This is a genomic window from Luteibacter sahnii, from assembly GCF_034063545.1.
Lineage (GTDB): Bacteria > Pseudomonadota > Gammaproteobacteria > Xanthomonadales > Rhodanobacteraceae > Luteibacter > Luteibacter sahnii.
Genome location: NZ_JAQLOK010000002.1, coordinates 907,561 through 922,695 on the forward strand (window position 1 = coordinate 907,561; position 15,135 = coordinate 922,695).

The 15,135-nt window shown below is 67.2% G+C and carries 12 protein-coding genes; 4 read left to right on the forward strand and 8 right to left on the reverse strand.

Annotated elements, in window-relative coordinates; all coding sequences use genetic code 11:
• The first annotated feature begins 153 nt into the window (after window positions 1-153).
• The 3 genes from metF to PI246_RS09410 all read left to right on the forward strand — a co-directional run bounded on the left by metF (window position 154) and on the right by PI246_RS09410 (window position 2,527).
• Entirely contained in the window at window positions 154-981 is an 828-nt protein-coding gene (metF, locus tag PI246_RS09400) for a methylenetetrahydrofolate reductase [NAD(P)H] (protein ID WP_320551001.1), read from the forward strand.
• Window positions 982-1,051: 70 nt separating this feature from the next.
• Complete coding sequence (locus tag PI246_RS09405) at window positions 1,052-1,525, forward strand: DUF4124 domain-containing protein (protein WP_320551002.1); 474 nt, start codon at window positions 1,052-1,054, stop codon at window positions 1,523-1,525.
• Between the two features lie 84 nt (window positions 1,526-1,609).
• Window positions 1,610-2,527, forward strand: a complete 918-nt coding sequence (locus PI246_RS09410; protein WP_320551003.1) for a branched-chain amino acid transaminase — start codon at window positions 1,610-1,612, stop codon at window positions 2,525-2,527.
• Between the two features lie 72 nt (window positions 2,528-2,599).
• Here the strand turns inward: PI246_RS09410 and PI246_RS09415 are convergent, their stop codons facing one another.
• From PI246_RS09415 to PI246_RS09450, 8 genes are all read right to left on the reverse strand, one after another.
• Window positions 2,600-3,475 (reverse strand): hypothetical protein, encoded by an 876-nt coding sequence (locus tag PI246_RS09415; protein ID WP_320551004.1) that lies wholly within the window; start codon window positions 3,473-3,475, stop codon window positions 2,600-2,602.
• 12 nt (window positions 3,476-3,487) lie between these two features.
• Complete coding sequence (locus PI246_RS09420; protein WP_320551005.1) at window positions 3,488-4,993, reverse strand: esterase-like activity of phytase family protein; 1,506 nt, start codon at window positions 4,991-4,993, stop codon at window positions 3,488-3,490.
• On the reverse strand, window positions 4,993-7,299 hold the full coding sequence (locus tag PI246_RS09425; protein ID WP_320551225.1) for a TonB-dependent receptor: 2,307 nt from the start codon (window positions 7,297-7,299) through the stop codon (window positions 4,993-4,995). Before PI246_RS09425 ends, PI246_RS09420 begins: the two co-directional genes overlap by 1 nt.
• Before the next feature lie 321 nt (window positions 7,300-7,620).
• A complete protein-coding gene (locus PI246_RS09430; protein WP_320551006.1) occupies window positions 7,621-8,904 on the reverse strand; it encodes a sensor histidine kinase in 1,284 nt (427 codons plus the stop codon).
• Window positions 8,888-9,574, reverse strand: a complete 687-nt coding sequence (locus PI246_RS09435; RefSeq protein WP_320551007.1) for a response regulator transcription factor — start codon at window positions 9,572-9,574, stop codon at window positions 8,888-8,890. The genes PI246_RS09430 and PI246_RS09435 overlap by 17 nt, the downstream gene beginning before the upstream one ends.
• Before the next feature lie 196 nt (window positions 9,575-9,770).
• The gene (gene rimK, locus PI246_RS09440) at window positions 9,771-10,706 is read right to left on the reverse strand and encodes a 30S ribosomal protein S6--L-glutamate ligase (RefSeq protein WP_320551008.1); all 936 of its coding nucleotides are present in this window, start codon (window positions 10,704-10,706) and stop codon (window positions 9,771-9,773) included.
• A complete protein-coding gene (locus PI246_RS09445; RefSeq protein WP_320551009.1) occupies window positions 10,703-11,152 on the reverse strand; it encodes an ATP-dependent zinc protease family protein in 450 nt (149 codons plus the stop codon). Before PI246_RS09445 ends, rimK begins: the two co-directional genes overlap by 4 nt.
• 125 nt (window positions 11,153-11,277) lie before the next feature.
• Window positions 11,278-12,576 carry an MFS transporter gene (locus PI246_RS09450; protein ID WP_320551010.1) on the reverse strand — a complete coding sequence of 433 codons (1,299 nt, stop codon included), beginning with the start codon at window positions 12,574-12,576 and terminating at the stop codon, window positions 11,278-11,280.
• A gap of 255 nt (window positions 12,577-12,831) precedes the next feature.
• Between PI246_RS09450 and katG the strand changes: the two genes are divergently transcribed.
• Window positions 12,832-15,135, forward strand: a complete 2,304-nt coding sequence (gene katG / locus PI246_RS09455; RefSeq protein WP_320551011.1) for a catalase/peroxidase HPI — start codon at window positions 12,832-12,834, stop codon at window positions 15,133-15,135.

A 15,135-nucleotide genomic window follows, 5' to 3' on the forward strand; every position in this document is an offset into this window, starting at 1 on the left:
CCGACCGGCCACGCGGCCGGGGCGTCGCCTCAGTGCCCACCGCTTTTTCGTGCAGGAACACCTAAGCCCCCGATACCCGCATCGCCCACTTTACCCATCTTTCCATCTGGATGGAAAGATATATACTGCGGACAACCTCGCCGAGATGCCCGCATGCCCGCCATCAGCTTCGAGTTCTTTCCGCCCAAGACCGACGAACAGCGCGACCAGCTCGACAAGGCCGCCGAGCGCCTCAAGGCGCACGCGCCCGACTACGTCTCGGTCACCTTCGGCGCCGGCGGATCTACCCTCAGCTACACCGGCGAGACGGTCAAAAGGCTGCGCAACGAACACGGGCTGTCGGTAGCGCCGCACCTCTCCTGCATGGGCGGCACCAAGGCCGAGATCCGGGCCCTGCTCGACGAATACCGCGAGCGCGGCTGCCGGCGGATCGTGGCGCTGCGCGGTGACCTGCCCTCCGGCATGGCCTCGCCGGGCGACTTCCGTTACGCGGCCGAACTGGTGGCGTTCATCCGCGAACATAGCGGCGACCACTTCCACATCGAAGTCGCGGCCTACCCCGAAACGCATCCCCAGGCCGACAACGCCCTCGCCGACCTGCGCCACTTCAAGGCCAAGTGCGATGCCGGCGCGAACGGAGCCATCACCCAGTATTTCTTCAACTCCGATGCCTACTTCCGCTTCGTCGACGACGTGACCCGGCTCGGCGTCAGCCTGCCGATCGTGCCGGGCGTCATGCCCATCGCGAACTTCAGCCAGCTGCGCCGTTTCTCCGACCAGTGCGGCGCCGAAATCCCGCGTTGGATCGTCAAGCGCATGCAGGCCCACGGCGACGACGCCGCCTCGATCCGCGAACTCGGCGCCGACGTGGTGGCCGAACTGTGCCGCCGCCTGCTCGACGGCGGGGCGCCGGGGCTGCACTTCTATACGATCAACCGTGCCCGCGCGACCACCGCGGTGCTGGAGCGGCTCGCCTCCTGAGCGGCCGTCACCTGGCGCAGGCACGGCGGCGGCGATGATGGCGCCCCGTCGTCGCCCCGCGTGCCATCGCGTGAAACCTCTTCTCCTCGCCCTGCTGCTCGCCGCACCGCTGCCCGCCTGGGCGCAGGACGCGATCCATCGCTGCGTCGGCGCGGACGGCAACCCGATCTTCACCGACCAGCCCTGCGCCGCGCTCGGCGCCACGCCGGCCGTGCCCTCGCCGGTGGCGACCGCGGCCGAGCCACCCGCCGGCGTGCTCTGCGCGAGCGATCTGGAAGACCTCCGCGTGGGGCTCTCTCGCGCCTTCGCCACGCACGACGCCAATCGCGTCGGCGCCCTGGTGCTGTGGAACGGCTACGGACGTAACGGCGCGGTCGACACCCTCAAGCGCATGGAGAGCCTCGTAAAACAGCCCCTGCTGTCCGTCGACGGCGACGAACGCTCCGGCATCGAGGTGGTCGCTGGCACCACCGGAGCCACGCAGCAGACGCATTTCGGGGTCACGCGCGAATCCGGGTGCCTCTGGCTGCGGCCGCCGGGCTGACCCTCCGCCACCGTACTGACGCGACGCGCCATGTCCCCTCCGGCGCCAGCCGTTATCATGGGCGGTCCTTTGTGGAGCGTCCCCATGTCGCAGAACTACCCCGAATGGATCTGGCAGAACGGCCAGATCAAGCACTGGCGCGAAGCCACCGTCCACGTGATGGCGCACGCGTTGCACTACGGCTCCTCGGTCTTCGAGGGCATCCGCAGCTACGAGACGCCTGACGGCGCGGCGATCTTCCGCCTCACCGACCACCTCAAGCGCCTCTACCTGTCCGCGAAAATCTACGACATGGACATCGGCTACTCGGTGGACGAGCTGGCCGAAGCCTGCCGCGCGGTGGTCAAGAAAAATGGGCTGAAAGCAGCCTACCTGCGTCCGGTGTCGTTCCGCGACCTCGGCGGTTTCGGCCTCTCGGCCGAATGCCCGATCAGCACGGCCGTGGCCGCGTGGCAGATGGGCCCCTACCTCGGCCCCGAGGCGCTGGAAAACGGCATCGATGCCTGCGTGTCGAGCTGGCAGCGCTTCGCGCCCAACACGATCCCGGCCGGCGCCAAGGCCGGCGGCAACTACCTCTCGGGCCAGCTCATCGCCCGCGAGGCGCGTCGCCTCGGCTTCGGCGAAGGCATCGCCCTGGCCTCCACCGGCCTGCTGAGCGAAGGCGCGGGCGAGAACCTGTTCCTCGTGTTCGACGGTGCGCTGCATACCACGCCCGCGAGCGCATCGATCCTCACCGGCATCACGCGCCACACGCTCATCACCCTGGCCCGCGAAGACGGCATCGAAGTGATCGAGCGCGACCTGCCGCGCGAGTACCTCTACCTCGCCGACGAAATCCTCATGTGCGGCACGGCGGCGGAAGTCACGCCGATCCGCTCGGTGGACGGCAAGAAGATCGGCAGCGGCAAGGCCGGCCCAGTGACGCGCCGACTGCAGGAGCTGTTCTTCGGCCTGTTCGATGGCAAGACGGCGGATCGCTGGGGCTGGCTCGAGCCGGTCTGACCGATGACCTATCGCGCGCAAGGCGCACTCCACCCCGCCAGGGTGGAGTGCGCCTTGCGACGGGTCATGCCATCAGTTGCAGAACCCGTTCGGATAGCTCGACGAACGGTAGTTGTACAGCCACGCGGTCTTGCCCCCGTCGTTGGCGATGTTCCAGTTGTTGCCGATCGAACCGATCGCCTTGTTCAGCACCTGCGAACGCTGCAGCACCGGCGTGGTGAAGTAGGCGCTCGAGTCGGCCTTGACGCGGAACGACAGCTCGGCAAGCGCCGGGGTCGAGGCACCGTTGACGTACCACAGCGTCAGCGTGAAGTCGGCTTCCGATTTGCCCAGGTCGGCGGACGGGCCATCGTATTCCTGCTGGGTGATCGTCACGCCCGCCACATTCGACAGCGACGCGCTGGAGATGTCCGACAGCGCCGATGCACCGGGGAACTGCTTGATCAGCGCCGCGACGGTGCCCGGCGTGGTGGTCGCATCCTGGCTGGTCGAGTGCGCCAGCACGAGGCTTCCCGGGGTCACGTCCGTTTCCAGCTTGGTCGACGCGTTCTTGCCGGCGCCCGAGACATCGGTCCAGTACGACAGCTCTTCGTCCGGGTGACGGAACTTGAACTGGATGTCGTTATCGTCGCCGCTGCGCACGCGCACCGAATAGCCACGCGCCATCAGCTGGCACGTGTGCGGCGTGTCGACGTAGGTCAGCACGTCGCGGTCGCCCGCGCTGAAGTTGCCCGTCACGGTCTTGTCGAACTGCAGCGCCGACAGGCGCGTGCCCAGGTCGTTGAGCAGGGTCGCGGCGGCCGACGAGGGATTGCTGGCGAAACGCGAGGGATCGATCAGCGCCTTGTATTCCTTGCTGTCGACATAGGCCGGCGAATTGGCGTTAGCGGCGGCGGCACCGAACAGCAGCGACGCGGTGAACAGCGAAAGCATCGTACGTTTCATCATGCGCAAGGCCCTTCAGGGTGAGGAAGCGGAATCCGGACGCATGCCCGGCAGGGTAAGCCGGTAGACGAGCACGCGGTTGTCGTTGTCGATCGGCGAGTCGCAGCGCGTGCCGTCCATCACGCAATGCTTCGCGACAAAGTCGTTGTCGTTGCCTACCAGCAGGAACCAATCGTCGGGATGGGCAGGATCCCGTACCGGCAGCAGATCCATCGCCTCCCATTTTTCCGACAGACCGGCCCGGCCCTTGTCGCCCGCCTTCAGGGCGAGGCCGACACGGGCCAGGTCGGTCGGATCGAGCAGGTTGACGAACGGCACCGAGGTGGCCGGACGGATGTCGGCACGAAGATGCCGGCCGTCGAGGATGGAACGCACGTCGGTCTCGTACGGTGTACCGGCGAGGTTGGTCGCGCCATCGGTATCCACGAGCATCACCTGCTTGAACACGATCGGACGGTCATTGTCCGCGCCCCAGCCGGCACCGTCCCGGGCGAGCATGAGGAAGCGATGGCCGTCCAGCACGCGGATCTCGCTCTGCGCCGCCGTACGATCCGGCGAGCCGCCGGCACCGTCCCCCGTGTAGGCGGGCAAGGGCACCACGAAGTCACCCACCGGGGTCGCCGGGGTGGCGTCACGGCTCACGTCGTAGACCAGCACGCGGGTCAGCGTACGCCCCGACGCGTCGCCGGGCACGCTGTCCTGCAGGAGCGCGCTCTGCAGCGCCACGAACAGCCGTGTACCGTCGGGCGACAACGCCATGCCCTCCACGCCCTGGTTGTTGCGCCGGCCCGTGGCCGGGGGACGCAGCGAGGTGAAATCGGGCTGTCCATCCCGGGTCAGCGGCCGCACCGCCTTGGGGGGCACCACGACGCCGATGAGCCGGCCATCCTGGTCGAAACGATAGACGTTGGCGGCGTATTCGTCGCCAATGTAGAACCCGCCATCGCGCGTGAACTGCAGCGACTCCGCGTCGAGCGAGATCTTGCCGGCACCGATGCCCTTCCCGGGCGACGGCAGCACGATGCCCCGCTCGGTACGCGTGCCCTGCCCCGGCTCCGCGCCCGTGAAAGGCTTGCCGTCGAAGTCACTCAGCGCACGGCCGCCGTCGGGCGTCAGGGTCACGGTGCCCGCGCGCCCGGCGGACGACGACGGTGTCATCGTGAAGCGGAAGCGGTGCAGGCGTCCCCGGTAGTCGTAGAACAGATGGTGTTCGGGGTCGTTGCGGCCGCGATCGGGCAGGGTCCACAGCACGCCGCTGTAGGTATCGCCTTCGCGTTTCCACGTGCCCGGCTCGATCTGCAACGACGAAAACGAACCGAGCGTGTCGCCAAGGAAATCCACCGTGCCTGCCGGCACCGACCCGGCGGCGACCAGGCCGTGATCGACGTAAGTGACGTCGCCATCCTTGACGCTGCGCGGCAGCGGCGAGGTCGCGATGGCGGGTCGGCGCACCTCGAGGGACTGCGCCGCGGCGCCGCCCACCAGGCACAGCGCCATCAGTCCACCGACGAGCGCGCGCATCAGAACCGCACGTCCAGGTTAGCGAAGTACTGGCGAGGCGCCGACGCGTGGAAGACATACGCGGTGCCGGAGGGGTCACTCGCGAGGAATGCGCTGGCGTCGAGGTTGCTCGCGTAGCGCTTGTCGCCGAGGTTGGTCACGTTGAGCGACAGACGAACGTCCTTCACCAGGCCAAACCCACCGAAGTCATATCCGGCCGAGACGTCCCACGTGGTGTAACCGCCAAAGCCCTGGTCGTTGGTGTAGGTATAGAAGCGCTTGCCGGTGTACTTACCGCGCAACGAGGCGAACCACGGGCCCTGCGTCCAGTCCAGCTGCGTCGCGAAGAGTTTCTTCGGGGTATCGGTCTGGATCTTGCCTTCGGTCGGCACCACCTTGCCGCCCTGCACGTAGTCGCTGGCGTACGTGGAGCGATTGAACGAGGCGGAGTTGTACCAGCGCAGGCCCTCGACCGGCGTCCAGACGAGCGTCAGTTCCACGCCGTGGCTGTTCACGCCGCCCACGTTGTAGAAGCGGTTGCCGCACGTGGGACCCACGGGCTGGCGCGAGTCGCAGGGGTTGTACTGAAGCAGGCGGTTGTCGAAGCGAACGTCGTAGACCGCGGCCGACGCGGCGATGTCGCCGGTCTCGATGCGATAGCCGGCTTCAAGGCTACGCGACTTCTCGGGTTTCAGCGTCGATTGCGAATTCCACACCGCCTGACTGACGGCCTGCGGCCCGAGCTTGAAGCCGCCCTGGAACATCGCGATGTTCTTGGCGAAGCTGGTAAACACTTCCTGCGCGCTGTCGATCTTGTAGCGCACGCCGAACTGCGGCAGCAGGGCCTTGCTCGCGCTGAGGCTGCCGGTGGCGAACTGGTTGTTCGAGTTGGCCGCGATTGGCTTCACCGCCACGCCCGGCAGGGCCTGGGCCTGCGAGGTCACGTGCGGGCTCTTCACGCCCACGTCCACCGTGAGGCGATCGTCGAAAAAGCGGATCGTGTCCTGGAGATAGGCCTGGCGCGTGTTCCACACCGTGCGCTGGTCGAACACGCCCAGGTCGGGCTGCGTGTCGATCCGTCCGCTGAGGTCACGCGGGCCGGTGACGTAGCTGCTGTAGCGCGAGGCGCTGGAGATGTTGTGCTCGTACCAGACACCGCCTTCGATGCGCTGGTTGTCGATCTCCCAGCTCGCCGAGAGAATCGCGCCCGTCCGGTTGATGGTGTACAGCGTGTTGCGGAAGATGATCGGCAACTGCTGCGGCGTGCCCGGGTACGAATAGGTGCCGCTGTTCCAGTTGTGACCCTCGCCCGCATCCTCGTGGTGGTAGACCTGGGCGTGGATCGTCACCGCGTCGCTGGGAAAAAAGTCACCGGCGAGGTAGTAGAGATCGTCGTCGCGCAGGATCTGTCCACCGGTGAACGCACCGTCGGCATCCTGGTCCGGACCGCTCTTGTCGCAGCGCTTCGCGTTGAACGTGTTGGCGTTGCAGTAGGCGCGCGAGAGGGCCTTGTTCCAGTCCGGCGCGTAGCCGCCCCAGTCCCAGCCGAGGCCGCGGCGCAGTTCGTCCTTCGACAAGTAGAAATAGTCGGCCTGCGAGGTGCGCGAGGTGTCGGCGAACGCGGTGACGCGAGCCCAGTCACCGTCCCACACGGCCTTGCCGTTGAACTGCTTGGTGGTCGACTTGCCGTAGGCCTGCTGGTCGTTGAACAACCCGGACGTGGTGCGCGCGCCGGAGAGGTACATCGAGAAGCCGTGGTACTGGCCCGTGTCGAAGCGCGCGTAGGTGCGCCGGTTGTCGTCGCTGCCCACGCTCTGGGTGACGCGGCCACCCATCGTCTTCAGCGGATCGTTCGAGGTGTAGGCGATGGTGCCGCCGAGGTTGCTGGTGGACGGCGTGCCGAGGTTGCCGATGCCCTCGGAGAGTTCGGCACCGCCGAAGTTTTCGGAGATAAGGGCACGGTTGATCGAGAGGCCATTGTAGTTGTTGTAGGCGCTGTCACCGAGCGGCATGCCGTCGAGGGTGTAGCCCAGGCGCGTGCCGCTGAAGCCACGCAGGCTCAGCGTCATGGACTGCTCGTTCGCGCCCAGCGCGTCGACCGATTGCGCGTTCACGCCCGGCAGCAGGTTGAGCACCTTCTGCAGGCTCGTGCCCGGGGGCAGCACCTTTTGGTCCGCGGTGCGCAGACGCTGCACCTGGCGGGTTTCGCCGGTGCCGATGACGGACACGGCGTCGAGATCCTGGGCCTTGTCGCGCTTGGCGTTCGTGGTATCGGCGACGGCGGGGCTGCCGGTGTCGTCCGCATAGGCAGACGAAGCGATGGCCATGCCGAGGGCGGCGGCCAGAACGGTGTGCTTGAGCACGGGCGTGCATCCTTACGTTCGCTGGCGCGCCGCGGCGACACTCCCCTGAGTCCCGCCCATCACGCGCCGTGGAAGCGGCCCATGGTCGGGGGCAAGAATGAAAGCTTCATGACAGGTCAGATGACACAGTCCCATCGCGAGGCAGGAGCAGACCGTGTCCACGGACCCTCAGGAGGCATCGGGCGAACCAGGCCATGAACGTCATCGCAGCCATGCCGGCGGCCACCCGATCGCCGATGCGGTCGGCTCCCATCCCTTCGGTAGCGACAGCGCGGTCGGAGACTGCTAGCGGAAATCGATGGTGGAGATCGCGCCGGCCATGTCGGGGCGGGGACGCAGGGCGACGTCCCATTCGTAGAGGTCGCACAGGCGCCGGACGATCGCCAGGCCAAGGCCGGCGCCGCCGCCGGTGGCGCTCTCGCCGCGGATACCCCGCTGGAACAGCTTCTCGGCGTCTTCCGGCTTGATGCCGGGGCCGGTGTCGATCACTTCCACGCGGCCGTCGGCGACACGTACCGTCACGCTGCCTTCCATCGTGTACTTAATGGCGTTGCCGATCAGGTTGGTCAACGCCACCGACAGCACCGATGCGGGCGCGTTGACCGTCACCTTACCGTCCGACACCAGCTCGATCTCGATCGGCTTTCCGCCCATCTGCGGCCGCTGGCTCTCGATGACGTCGGCCGCCACCTTCGCCACATCGGTGGTCTCGCCGCGCGTGGGCCCGCGACGCTCCGCACGCGACAGCAGCAACAGCGCTTCGATCAGTTCGGTGGCCTGTCGCGACGCGCGTTCGATGCGTTTCAGTCGCTCGCGCAGCTTGTCGGTAAGGTCGGGCGAGCCCTGCAGAAGCTCGGTGGTGCTGGCGATGACCGCGAGCGGCGTGCGCAGTTCGTGGCTCACGTCGGAGTTGAATTCGCGATCGCGCTCCACCACCGAGGTCAGACGCGTGGCGTATTCGTCGAGCGCCACGGCCAGTTCGCCCACTTCGTCGTCGGCGAAATGCGGGGCCAGCGTTTCCGCCTTGCCCAGCCGGCGGAAATCGCGCAGGCGCCGGGCCAGGTCCGTGACCGGCCGCAGCACGCGCGACGACAGCCACACGCCCAGCACCAACGAAAACAGGCCGAAGAGAAACACCGCGGCGATCACGCTGGTCAGCAGTTGGCGCTTGCCCAGTTCGTCGCGCGATACGTCGAACTGCAGGAAGCTGATGATGCCGTCGGTACGCCGCACCGCCACCTTGTAGTGCCGGCTCTTGCCGTCACGATCGGTGTCGTAGATGTCGTGCACGCCCGAATCGAGCGGCTGCCACGCCAGCGGAGCTTTGTATATCGTGCGGTCGCTGAAGGTGGCGGCCTTGAGGATGTCGAACTGCGGCGCCTCATTCGGCCGCGTGCGCACCTTTTCGTTGAGCGCGTCGACTTCGTCCTGAAGGGCCGAGTTGATCAGCTGCTCTTCGACGCGTGCGCGGATGTTGATCGCCGCGAACGCGAACAGGGCGCTCAGCCCGAGGCCGAACAGCGTGAACGTGACGACCAGGCGGAAACGGAGCTTACGCCTGGACCGCATCCGGCTCGACCATGCGGTATCCGATACCGTGACGCGTGTGGATCAGCGGCTTGTCGAACGGCTTGTCGATGGCCGCGCGCAGCCCGTGGATGTGCACGCGCAGCGAGTCGGAATCGGGGAGCTCTTCGCCCCACACGCGCTGTTCGAGGTCCTGCCGGGTGACCACCGACGGACTCGCCTCCATCAACGCCTGCAGGAGCTTCAGGCCGATGGGGTTGAGCTGGATGCTCTTGCCCTCGCGGGTGACCGTGAGCGTATCGAGGTTATAAGTGAGGCCGCCGACCTTGAGCACGCGGCTCTGCGGACCCTTGCCGCGACGGGCCAGCACTTCCAGGCGTGCGGCGAGTTCCTGCAGCGCGAACGGCTTGGTCATGTAGTCGTCGGCGCCGGATTCGAAACCCGTGAGCTTGTGGTCGAGCGAGTCGCGCGCGGTCAGCATCAACACGGGGGTCTGCTTGTGCGCCTCGTGGCGGAGCTTCTTCGCCACATCGAGCCCGTCCATGCCCGGCAGGGTGAGGTCGAGCACGATCACGTCGAAATCGTGGACCACCGCCAGGTGGAGCCCCGTCACGCCGTCGCCGGCAAAATCCACGACATGGCCGCGATCTTCGAGGTAATCCCCGATATTGGTCGCGATGTCGCTGTTATCTTCGATGACCAGAACGCGCATTCGGCACTCCGTTGAGCGGTCGCTTATTCGTCTTAACAAGTATTGCGACCCGAAGCTTAACGGGGAACGCGTGAAGCGGACAGGAGCAAAAAGAAAGACCCGGGCGGAAACACCGCCCGGGCCGAAAGAACTACTGCCCCGATACCGTCACTCCGCCAGGCGGAATCACAGTGAGTCCTTTATAGGACAGTATCGTTTAAATCGCCGTTAACCCCTTCGGGGACCGGGCTTTGCGGGGCTTTGCGACCACGGGGCGCTCGGCCAGCCGGCGGGCGCAGTGCTCGATGATGGCGCCGGCCACGTCCACCCCGGTGCTCGCCTCGATACCTTCCAGGCCCGGCGACGCGTTGACCTCCAGCAGCAGGGGGCCCCGGCTGGAACGCAGCAGGTCCACCCCCGCCACCTCCAGGCCCAGGGCCGACGCGGCCTCCAGGGCTACCCGGCGCTCGTCGGCGGAGAGCTCCACCGCCTCGGCCGAACCGCCCCGGTGGAGGTTGGCGCGGAATTCGCCCGGCGCCGACGAGCGCTGCATCGAGGCGACCACCTCGTTGCCGACCACGAAGCAGCGCAGGTCGCTGCCGTTGGCCTCGCGGATGAATTCCTGCACGAGGAAGTTGGCATAGAGCCCGCGGAAGGCCTCGATCACGCTGCGCGACGCCGAGCGCTTCTCGGCCAGCACCACGCCGGCGCCTTGGGTCCCTTCGTTGAGCTTGATGATGTGCGGGGGGTCGCCCAGCATGGCGAGGAGGTCGACCGTGTCGTCGGGGTTGTCGCCAAAGGCGGTCAGCGGCATGTCGATGCCGCGGGCCGCCAGCAGCTGCAGGCAACGCAGCTTGTCGCGGGCGCGCAGCACCGCGTCGGACGGATTGGGGGTATACACCCCCATCATTTCCATCTGGCGCAGCACCGCCGTGCCATAGAACGTGCTGGAAGCGCCGATGCGCGGGACCACGCAATCGATCGGACCCAGCGGCTTGCCCTTGAAATGGATGGCGAACGAATGCGGCGCGATGCTCATGTAGCAACGCAGCGGATCGACCACGCGCACGGTGTGCTTGCGCCGGCGCGCGGCTTCCACCAGGCGCTGGGTGGAATACAGCCGCGCGTTGCGCGACAGGATGGCGATCTTCATGGGAATTCCCGGAGGACGCGACGCGGCGTCTGCGAGTAGGAAAGCGAGGGATCGACGCGGAAACGGCCCATGAGGGCCGTCCGGCCGAGAAGCAGGGGAAACAGCATGTGCCGCCGGTCGGTGAGGTTCACCTCGGCGCCGAAGCGCTGGCCGGCGATCTCGATATCGGCGTGGATGAACCAGCGCTCGGTGGCGTGGCCTCCCGAATCGGTGACGGCACGACGCCCGGTGGCCTTGGCCAGGCACGGTGCCGAGACGCCGCCCTTGCGCGTGGTGCGCACCTGGAAACGCAACCACGTACCGTCTTCGCGCTGTTCGGTCTCCAGCCACTCGACGTGCAGCGACGACGAGCGCGCGCCCGTGTCGAGCTTGGCCTTGAGGACGGGGATGCCGAGCGACGGCAAGGCGAGCCGTTCGCGCCAGCCGAGGGTGATGACGTCAGTCATGGGGTCTGGAGCGAGCGGGTGGGGGATGGTGGACCGCGAAAGGATGCCGAAGGCGAGGGCGCGAATGCAACAGCGCCGACGCGGCGACGGCGGGTGCCCCGTCACATGGGTGAAACGTCCGTGAACTAGCGACCGTAAACCGGTCGCCGGCTCACCATCATGTAGATGGCGGAGCCGACGCCGACCAGGGACACCAGACCCACATAATGCGCAGGCCCCAGGCCGCCCTGCCCCGTCGCCAGCCAGCCGACCACGACCGGCGTCGCCGCGCCGCAGATCGCGTACGCCACGTTGTAGGAGAGCGAGATGCCCGAGAACCGGATCGACGGCGGAAACGTGCTGACGAGGATCGCGGGCACCACGCCGGCGACACCCGCGAACCCGCCCGCGAGTGCGTACAGGGCGTCCAGGTGGGCCGCCCCCGCGCGCAGGTCGAGATACAGCGCATAGGTGCTTGCTGCCAGACCCAGCGAACCCACGAGCATCGCGATGGCGCGGCCCGCCGCATCCACCAGCAGGCCACCCGCGAAGCAGCCCAGGCACAGCGCGAGCGCGGCGACACTGCCCGCCGTGAATGCACGCGCGGGGTCGACGTGGAAGGTTGTCTGCATCAGGGTGGGCGTCATCAGGATCACCACGACGATCGCCGCGGTGAGTACCCAGGTGACGACCATCGACAACAGCACGCCCGGCAGGTGATCGCGCACGACGACCCAGGCCGGGAGCTCCGCCGTGAGCTCGCGACGCTCGCGCATGCGGGCGAACACGGGGGTCTCGCTCAGCCAGCGGCGCAGGTACACGGCAAAGAAACCGAACACGCCTCCGATGACGAAGGCGATGCGCCAGCCGTGGTCGAGCATCGCCGCCTCGGACAGGTGAGCGCTCAAGCCGGCCGACACCAGCGAACCGATCAGGATCCCCAGCGTGAGCCCCGAGGTGAGGCTGGCGCACGCCATGCCGATGCGGCGCGGCGGCACGTGCTCGGCGACGAACACCCAGGCGCCCGGGATCTCGCCGCCGATCGCGATGCCCTGCACCACGCGCAACAACGTGAGCAAAACCGGCGCGAGCACGCCCAGGCTCGCATAGGTCGGCAGCGCGCCGATCAGCAGCGTCGGCATCGCCATCAGGAACACGCTGAGCGTAAACATGCGTTTGCGGCCGATCCGGTCGCCGAAGTGCGCCATCACGATGCCGCCGAGCGGACGGGCGAGGTAGCCCACGGCGAAGATGCCGAAGCCCTGCAACTGGGCGACGAAATCCGAGGTGCCAGGCGGAAAGAACAGATGCCCGAGCACCTTGGCGAAGTACACGAAGATCACGAAGTCATAGAACTCCAGCGCGCCGCCCAGGGCGGAAAGCACCAGGGTTCGGGCGTCGCTGCGGTCGAGGGGACGGTGATCGGCGGTGTCGCGGGTGGTCATGCGGTACGAATGGCCTGTGGGGAGGGATGCCTGCGGAAGTCTGGCACGGATCGATCCGCGGCAAGGACGTCGGGTCGCGGTCAGCGCGAATTCGGCAAGCCCTTGCGAATCCTGCCCGCTCATAGGCCGCACCTCTGGCGCCCATAGGATCAATCAATTTTCGTCATCTTGCATCGCCATCCTAAGATCACTGAATACGATGTCGTCGCCCGAGCGCGATGCGTTCACGTTCCCGGCCAGCCAGAGGAGAAGTCCATGTCCAGCGAGTCCAAGTGCCCGTTCCACCACACCGCCGGTGGCGGCACGACCAACGCCGACTGGTGGCCCAAGCGGCTGCGCGTCGACCTGCTCAACCAGCATTCATCGCGTTCGAACCCGATGGACGCCGACTTCGACTACGCCGAGGCATTCGGCAAGCTCGACCTCGCGGCCGTGAAGTCCGACCTCGCCGCGCTCATGACCGATTCGCAGGACTGGTGGCCGGCCGACTTCGGGCATTACGGCCCCCTGTTCGTGCGCATGGCCTGGCATAGCGCGGGCACCTACCGCATCGAGGACGGTCGCGGCGGCGGCGGTCGCGGACAGCAGCGCTTCGCGCCGCTGAACAGCTGGCCCGACAACGTGAGCCTGGACAAGGCGCGCCGGCTGCTCTGGCCCATCAAGCAGAAGTATGGCCGCAGCCTCTCCTGGGCCGATCTCATGATCCTCACCGGCAATGTCGCGCTGGAGACCATGGGCTTTAAGACCTTCGGTTTCGCCGGCGGGCGCGAAGACACCTGGGAACCGGACCAGGACGTCTACTGGGGCAACGAAAAGACCTGGCTGGGTGGCGACATCCGCTACGGCAAGGAAGAAACCCGCACGAAGGACGCCGAGCAGGCCCCGGCGACCAAGCCGCAGGACGAAGGCGTGGTCACCGCCGATGCGCAGTTGCACGGCCATGAACACAGCCGCACCGACGGCGGCCGCCACCTGGAGAACCCGCTCGCCGCCGTGCAGATGGGCCTGATCTACGTCAACCCCGAAGGCCCCGACGGCAACCCCGACCCGGTCGCCGCGGCGCACGACATCCGCGTGACCTTCGCCCGCATGGCCATGAACGACGAAGAGACCGTCGCGCTGATCGCCGGTGGCCACACCTTCGGCAAGACGCATGGCGCCGGCCCCTCCAGCAACGTGGGCGCCGAGCCGGAAGATGCCGAACTCGCCGACCAGGGCCTGGGCTGGAACAACAGCTTCGGTAGCGGCAAGGGCCGCGACACCATCACCAGCGGCCTGGAAGTCACCTGGACGCAGGAACCGACGAAGTGGACCAACCGCTTCTTCGAGAACCTGTTCAAGTACGAGTGGCAGTTGGAAAAGAGCCCTGCCGGCGCGCACCAGTGGGTGGCCAAGGACGCCGACGACAGCATCCCCGACGCACACGGCGGCGCGAACAAGCGCCCGACCATGCTCACCACCGACCTGTCGCTGCGCTTCGATCCGGCCTACGAGACGATCTCGCGCCGCTTCCTCGAACACCCCGAGCAGTTCGCCGATGCGTTCGCTCGCGCATGGTTCAAGCTGACCCACCGCGACATGGGTCCACGCTCGCGTTACCTCGGGCCGGAAGTCCCCCGCGAAGTGCTGATCTGGCAGGATCCGCTGCCGGAAGCGACGCACCCGCTCGTTGAGGACGCCGACGTGAAGGCACTCAAGGACAAGGTACTGGCCTCGGGCCTGAGCGTGTCCGACCTCGTGTCCACCGCCTGGGCCTCGGCCTCGACCTTCCGTGGCGGCGACAAGCGTGGCGGCGCCAACGGTGCGCGCATCCGCCTCGCTCCGCAAAAAGACTGGAAGGCCAACCGCCCCGAGCAGCTGAAGAAGGTGCTCGATGCGCTCGAGGGCATCCGCGCCGAGTTCAACCGTTCCGCATCGGGCGGCAAGCAGGTGTCGCTGGCCGACCTGATCGTGCTTGCCGGCGGCGCCGCGATCGAAAAGGCGGCGAAAGACGCGGGCCATGATGTCACCGTGCCGTTCGCGGCAGGTCGCACCGACGCCACGCAGGAGCAGACCGATGTGGAGTCGTTCGCGCCCCTGGAGCCCGTGGCCGATGGCTTCCGCAACTTCGTGAAAGACCGCTACAGCGTGCCGGCCGAGGCACTGCTGATCGACAAAGCGCAGAAGCTCACGCTCACGGCGCCGGAAATGACCGTGCTGATCGGCGGCATGCGCGTGCTGGGCACCAACGTCGACGGCGGCAAGGAAGGCGTGTTCACCGATCGCCCGGGCGTGCTGAGCAACGACTTCTTCCGCCACCTGCTCGACATGAGCACGGAGTGGAAGCCCGCCACGCGCACCGCTGAATCGTTCAACGGCAGCGAGCGCGGCACCGGCAAACCACGCTGGACGGCCAGCCGCGTCGACCTCGTGTTCGGCTCGAACTCGGTGCTGCGCGCACTGGCCGAGGTGTACGCGAGCGCCGATGCCGAGACGACCTTCGTCGACGAGTTCGTCAAGGCGTGGACGAAGGTGATGAACCTCGACCGCTACGACCTGCGCACGAAGAAAGCCGCCTGA

Excerpts from the sequence above, each read along its gene's own strand:
- PI246_RS09435 (WP_320551007.1), bottom strand. The coding sequence starts at position 9,574 with ATGCGCGTTCTGGTCATCGAAGATAACAGCGACATCGCGACCAATATC.
- PI246_RS09410 (WP_320551003.1), top strand. The coding sequence starts at position 1,610 with ATGTCGCAGAACTACCCCGAATGGATCTGGCAGAACGGCCAGATCAAG.
- metF (WP_320551001.1), top strand. The coding sequence starts at position 154 with ATGCCCGCCATCAGCTTCGAGTTCTTTCCGCCCAAGACCGACGAACAG.
- PI246_RS09415 (WP_320551004.1), bottom strand. The coding sequence starts at position 3,475 with ATGATGAAACGTACGATGCTTTCGCTGTTCACCGCGTCGCTGCTGTTC.
- PI246_RS09450 (WP_320551010.1), bottom strand. The coding sequence starts at position 12,576 with ATGACCACCCGCGACACCGCCGATCACCGTCCCCTCGACCGCAGCGAC.
- katG (WP_320551011.1), top strand. The coding sequence starts at position 12,832 with ATGTCCAGCGAGTCCAAGTGCCCGTTCCACCACACCGCCGGTGGCGGC.
- PI246_RS09445 (WP_320551009.1), bottom strand. The coding sequence starts at position 11,152 with ATGACTGACGTCATCACCCTCGGCTGGCGCGAACGGCTCGCCTTGCCG.
- rimK (WP_320551008.1), bottom strand. The coding sequence starts at position 10,706 with ATGAAGATCGCCATCCTGTCGCGCAACGCGCGGCTGTATTCCACCCAG.
- PI246_RS09425 (WP_320551225.1), bottom strand. The coding sequence starts at position 7,299 with ATGGCCATCGCTTCGTCTGCCTATGCGGACGACACCGGCAGCCCCGCC.
- PI246_RS09430 (WP_320551006.1), bottom strand. The coding sequence starts at position 8,904 with ATGCGGTCCAGGCGTAAGCTCCGTTTCCGCCTGGTCGTCACGTTCACG.
- PI246_RS09420 (WP_320551005.1), bottom strand. The coding sequence starts at position 4,993 with ATGCGCGCGCTCGTCGGTGGACTGATGGCGCTGTGCCTGGTGGGCGGC.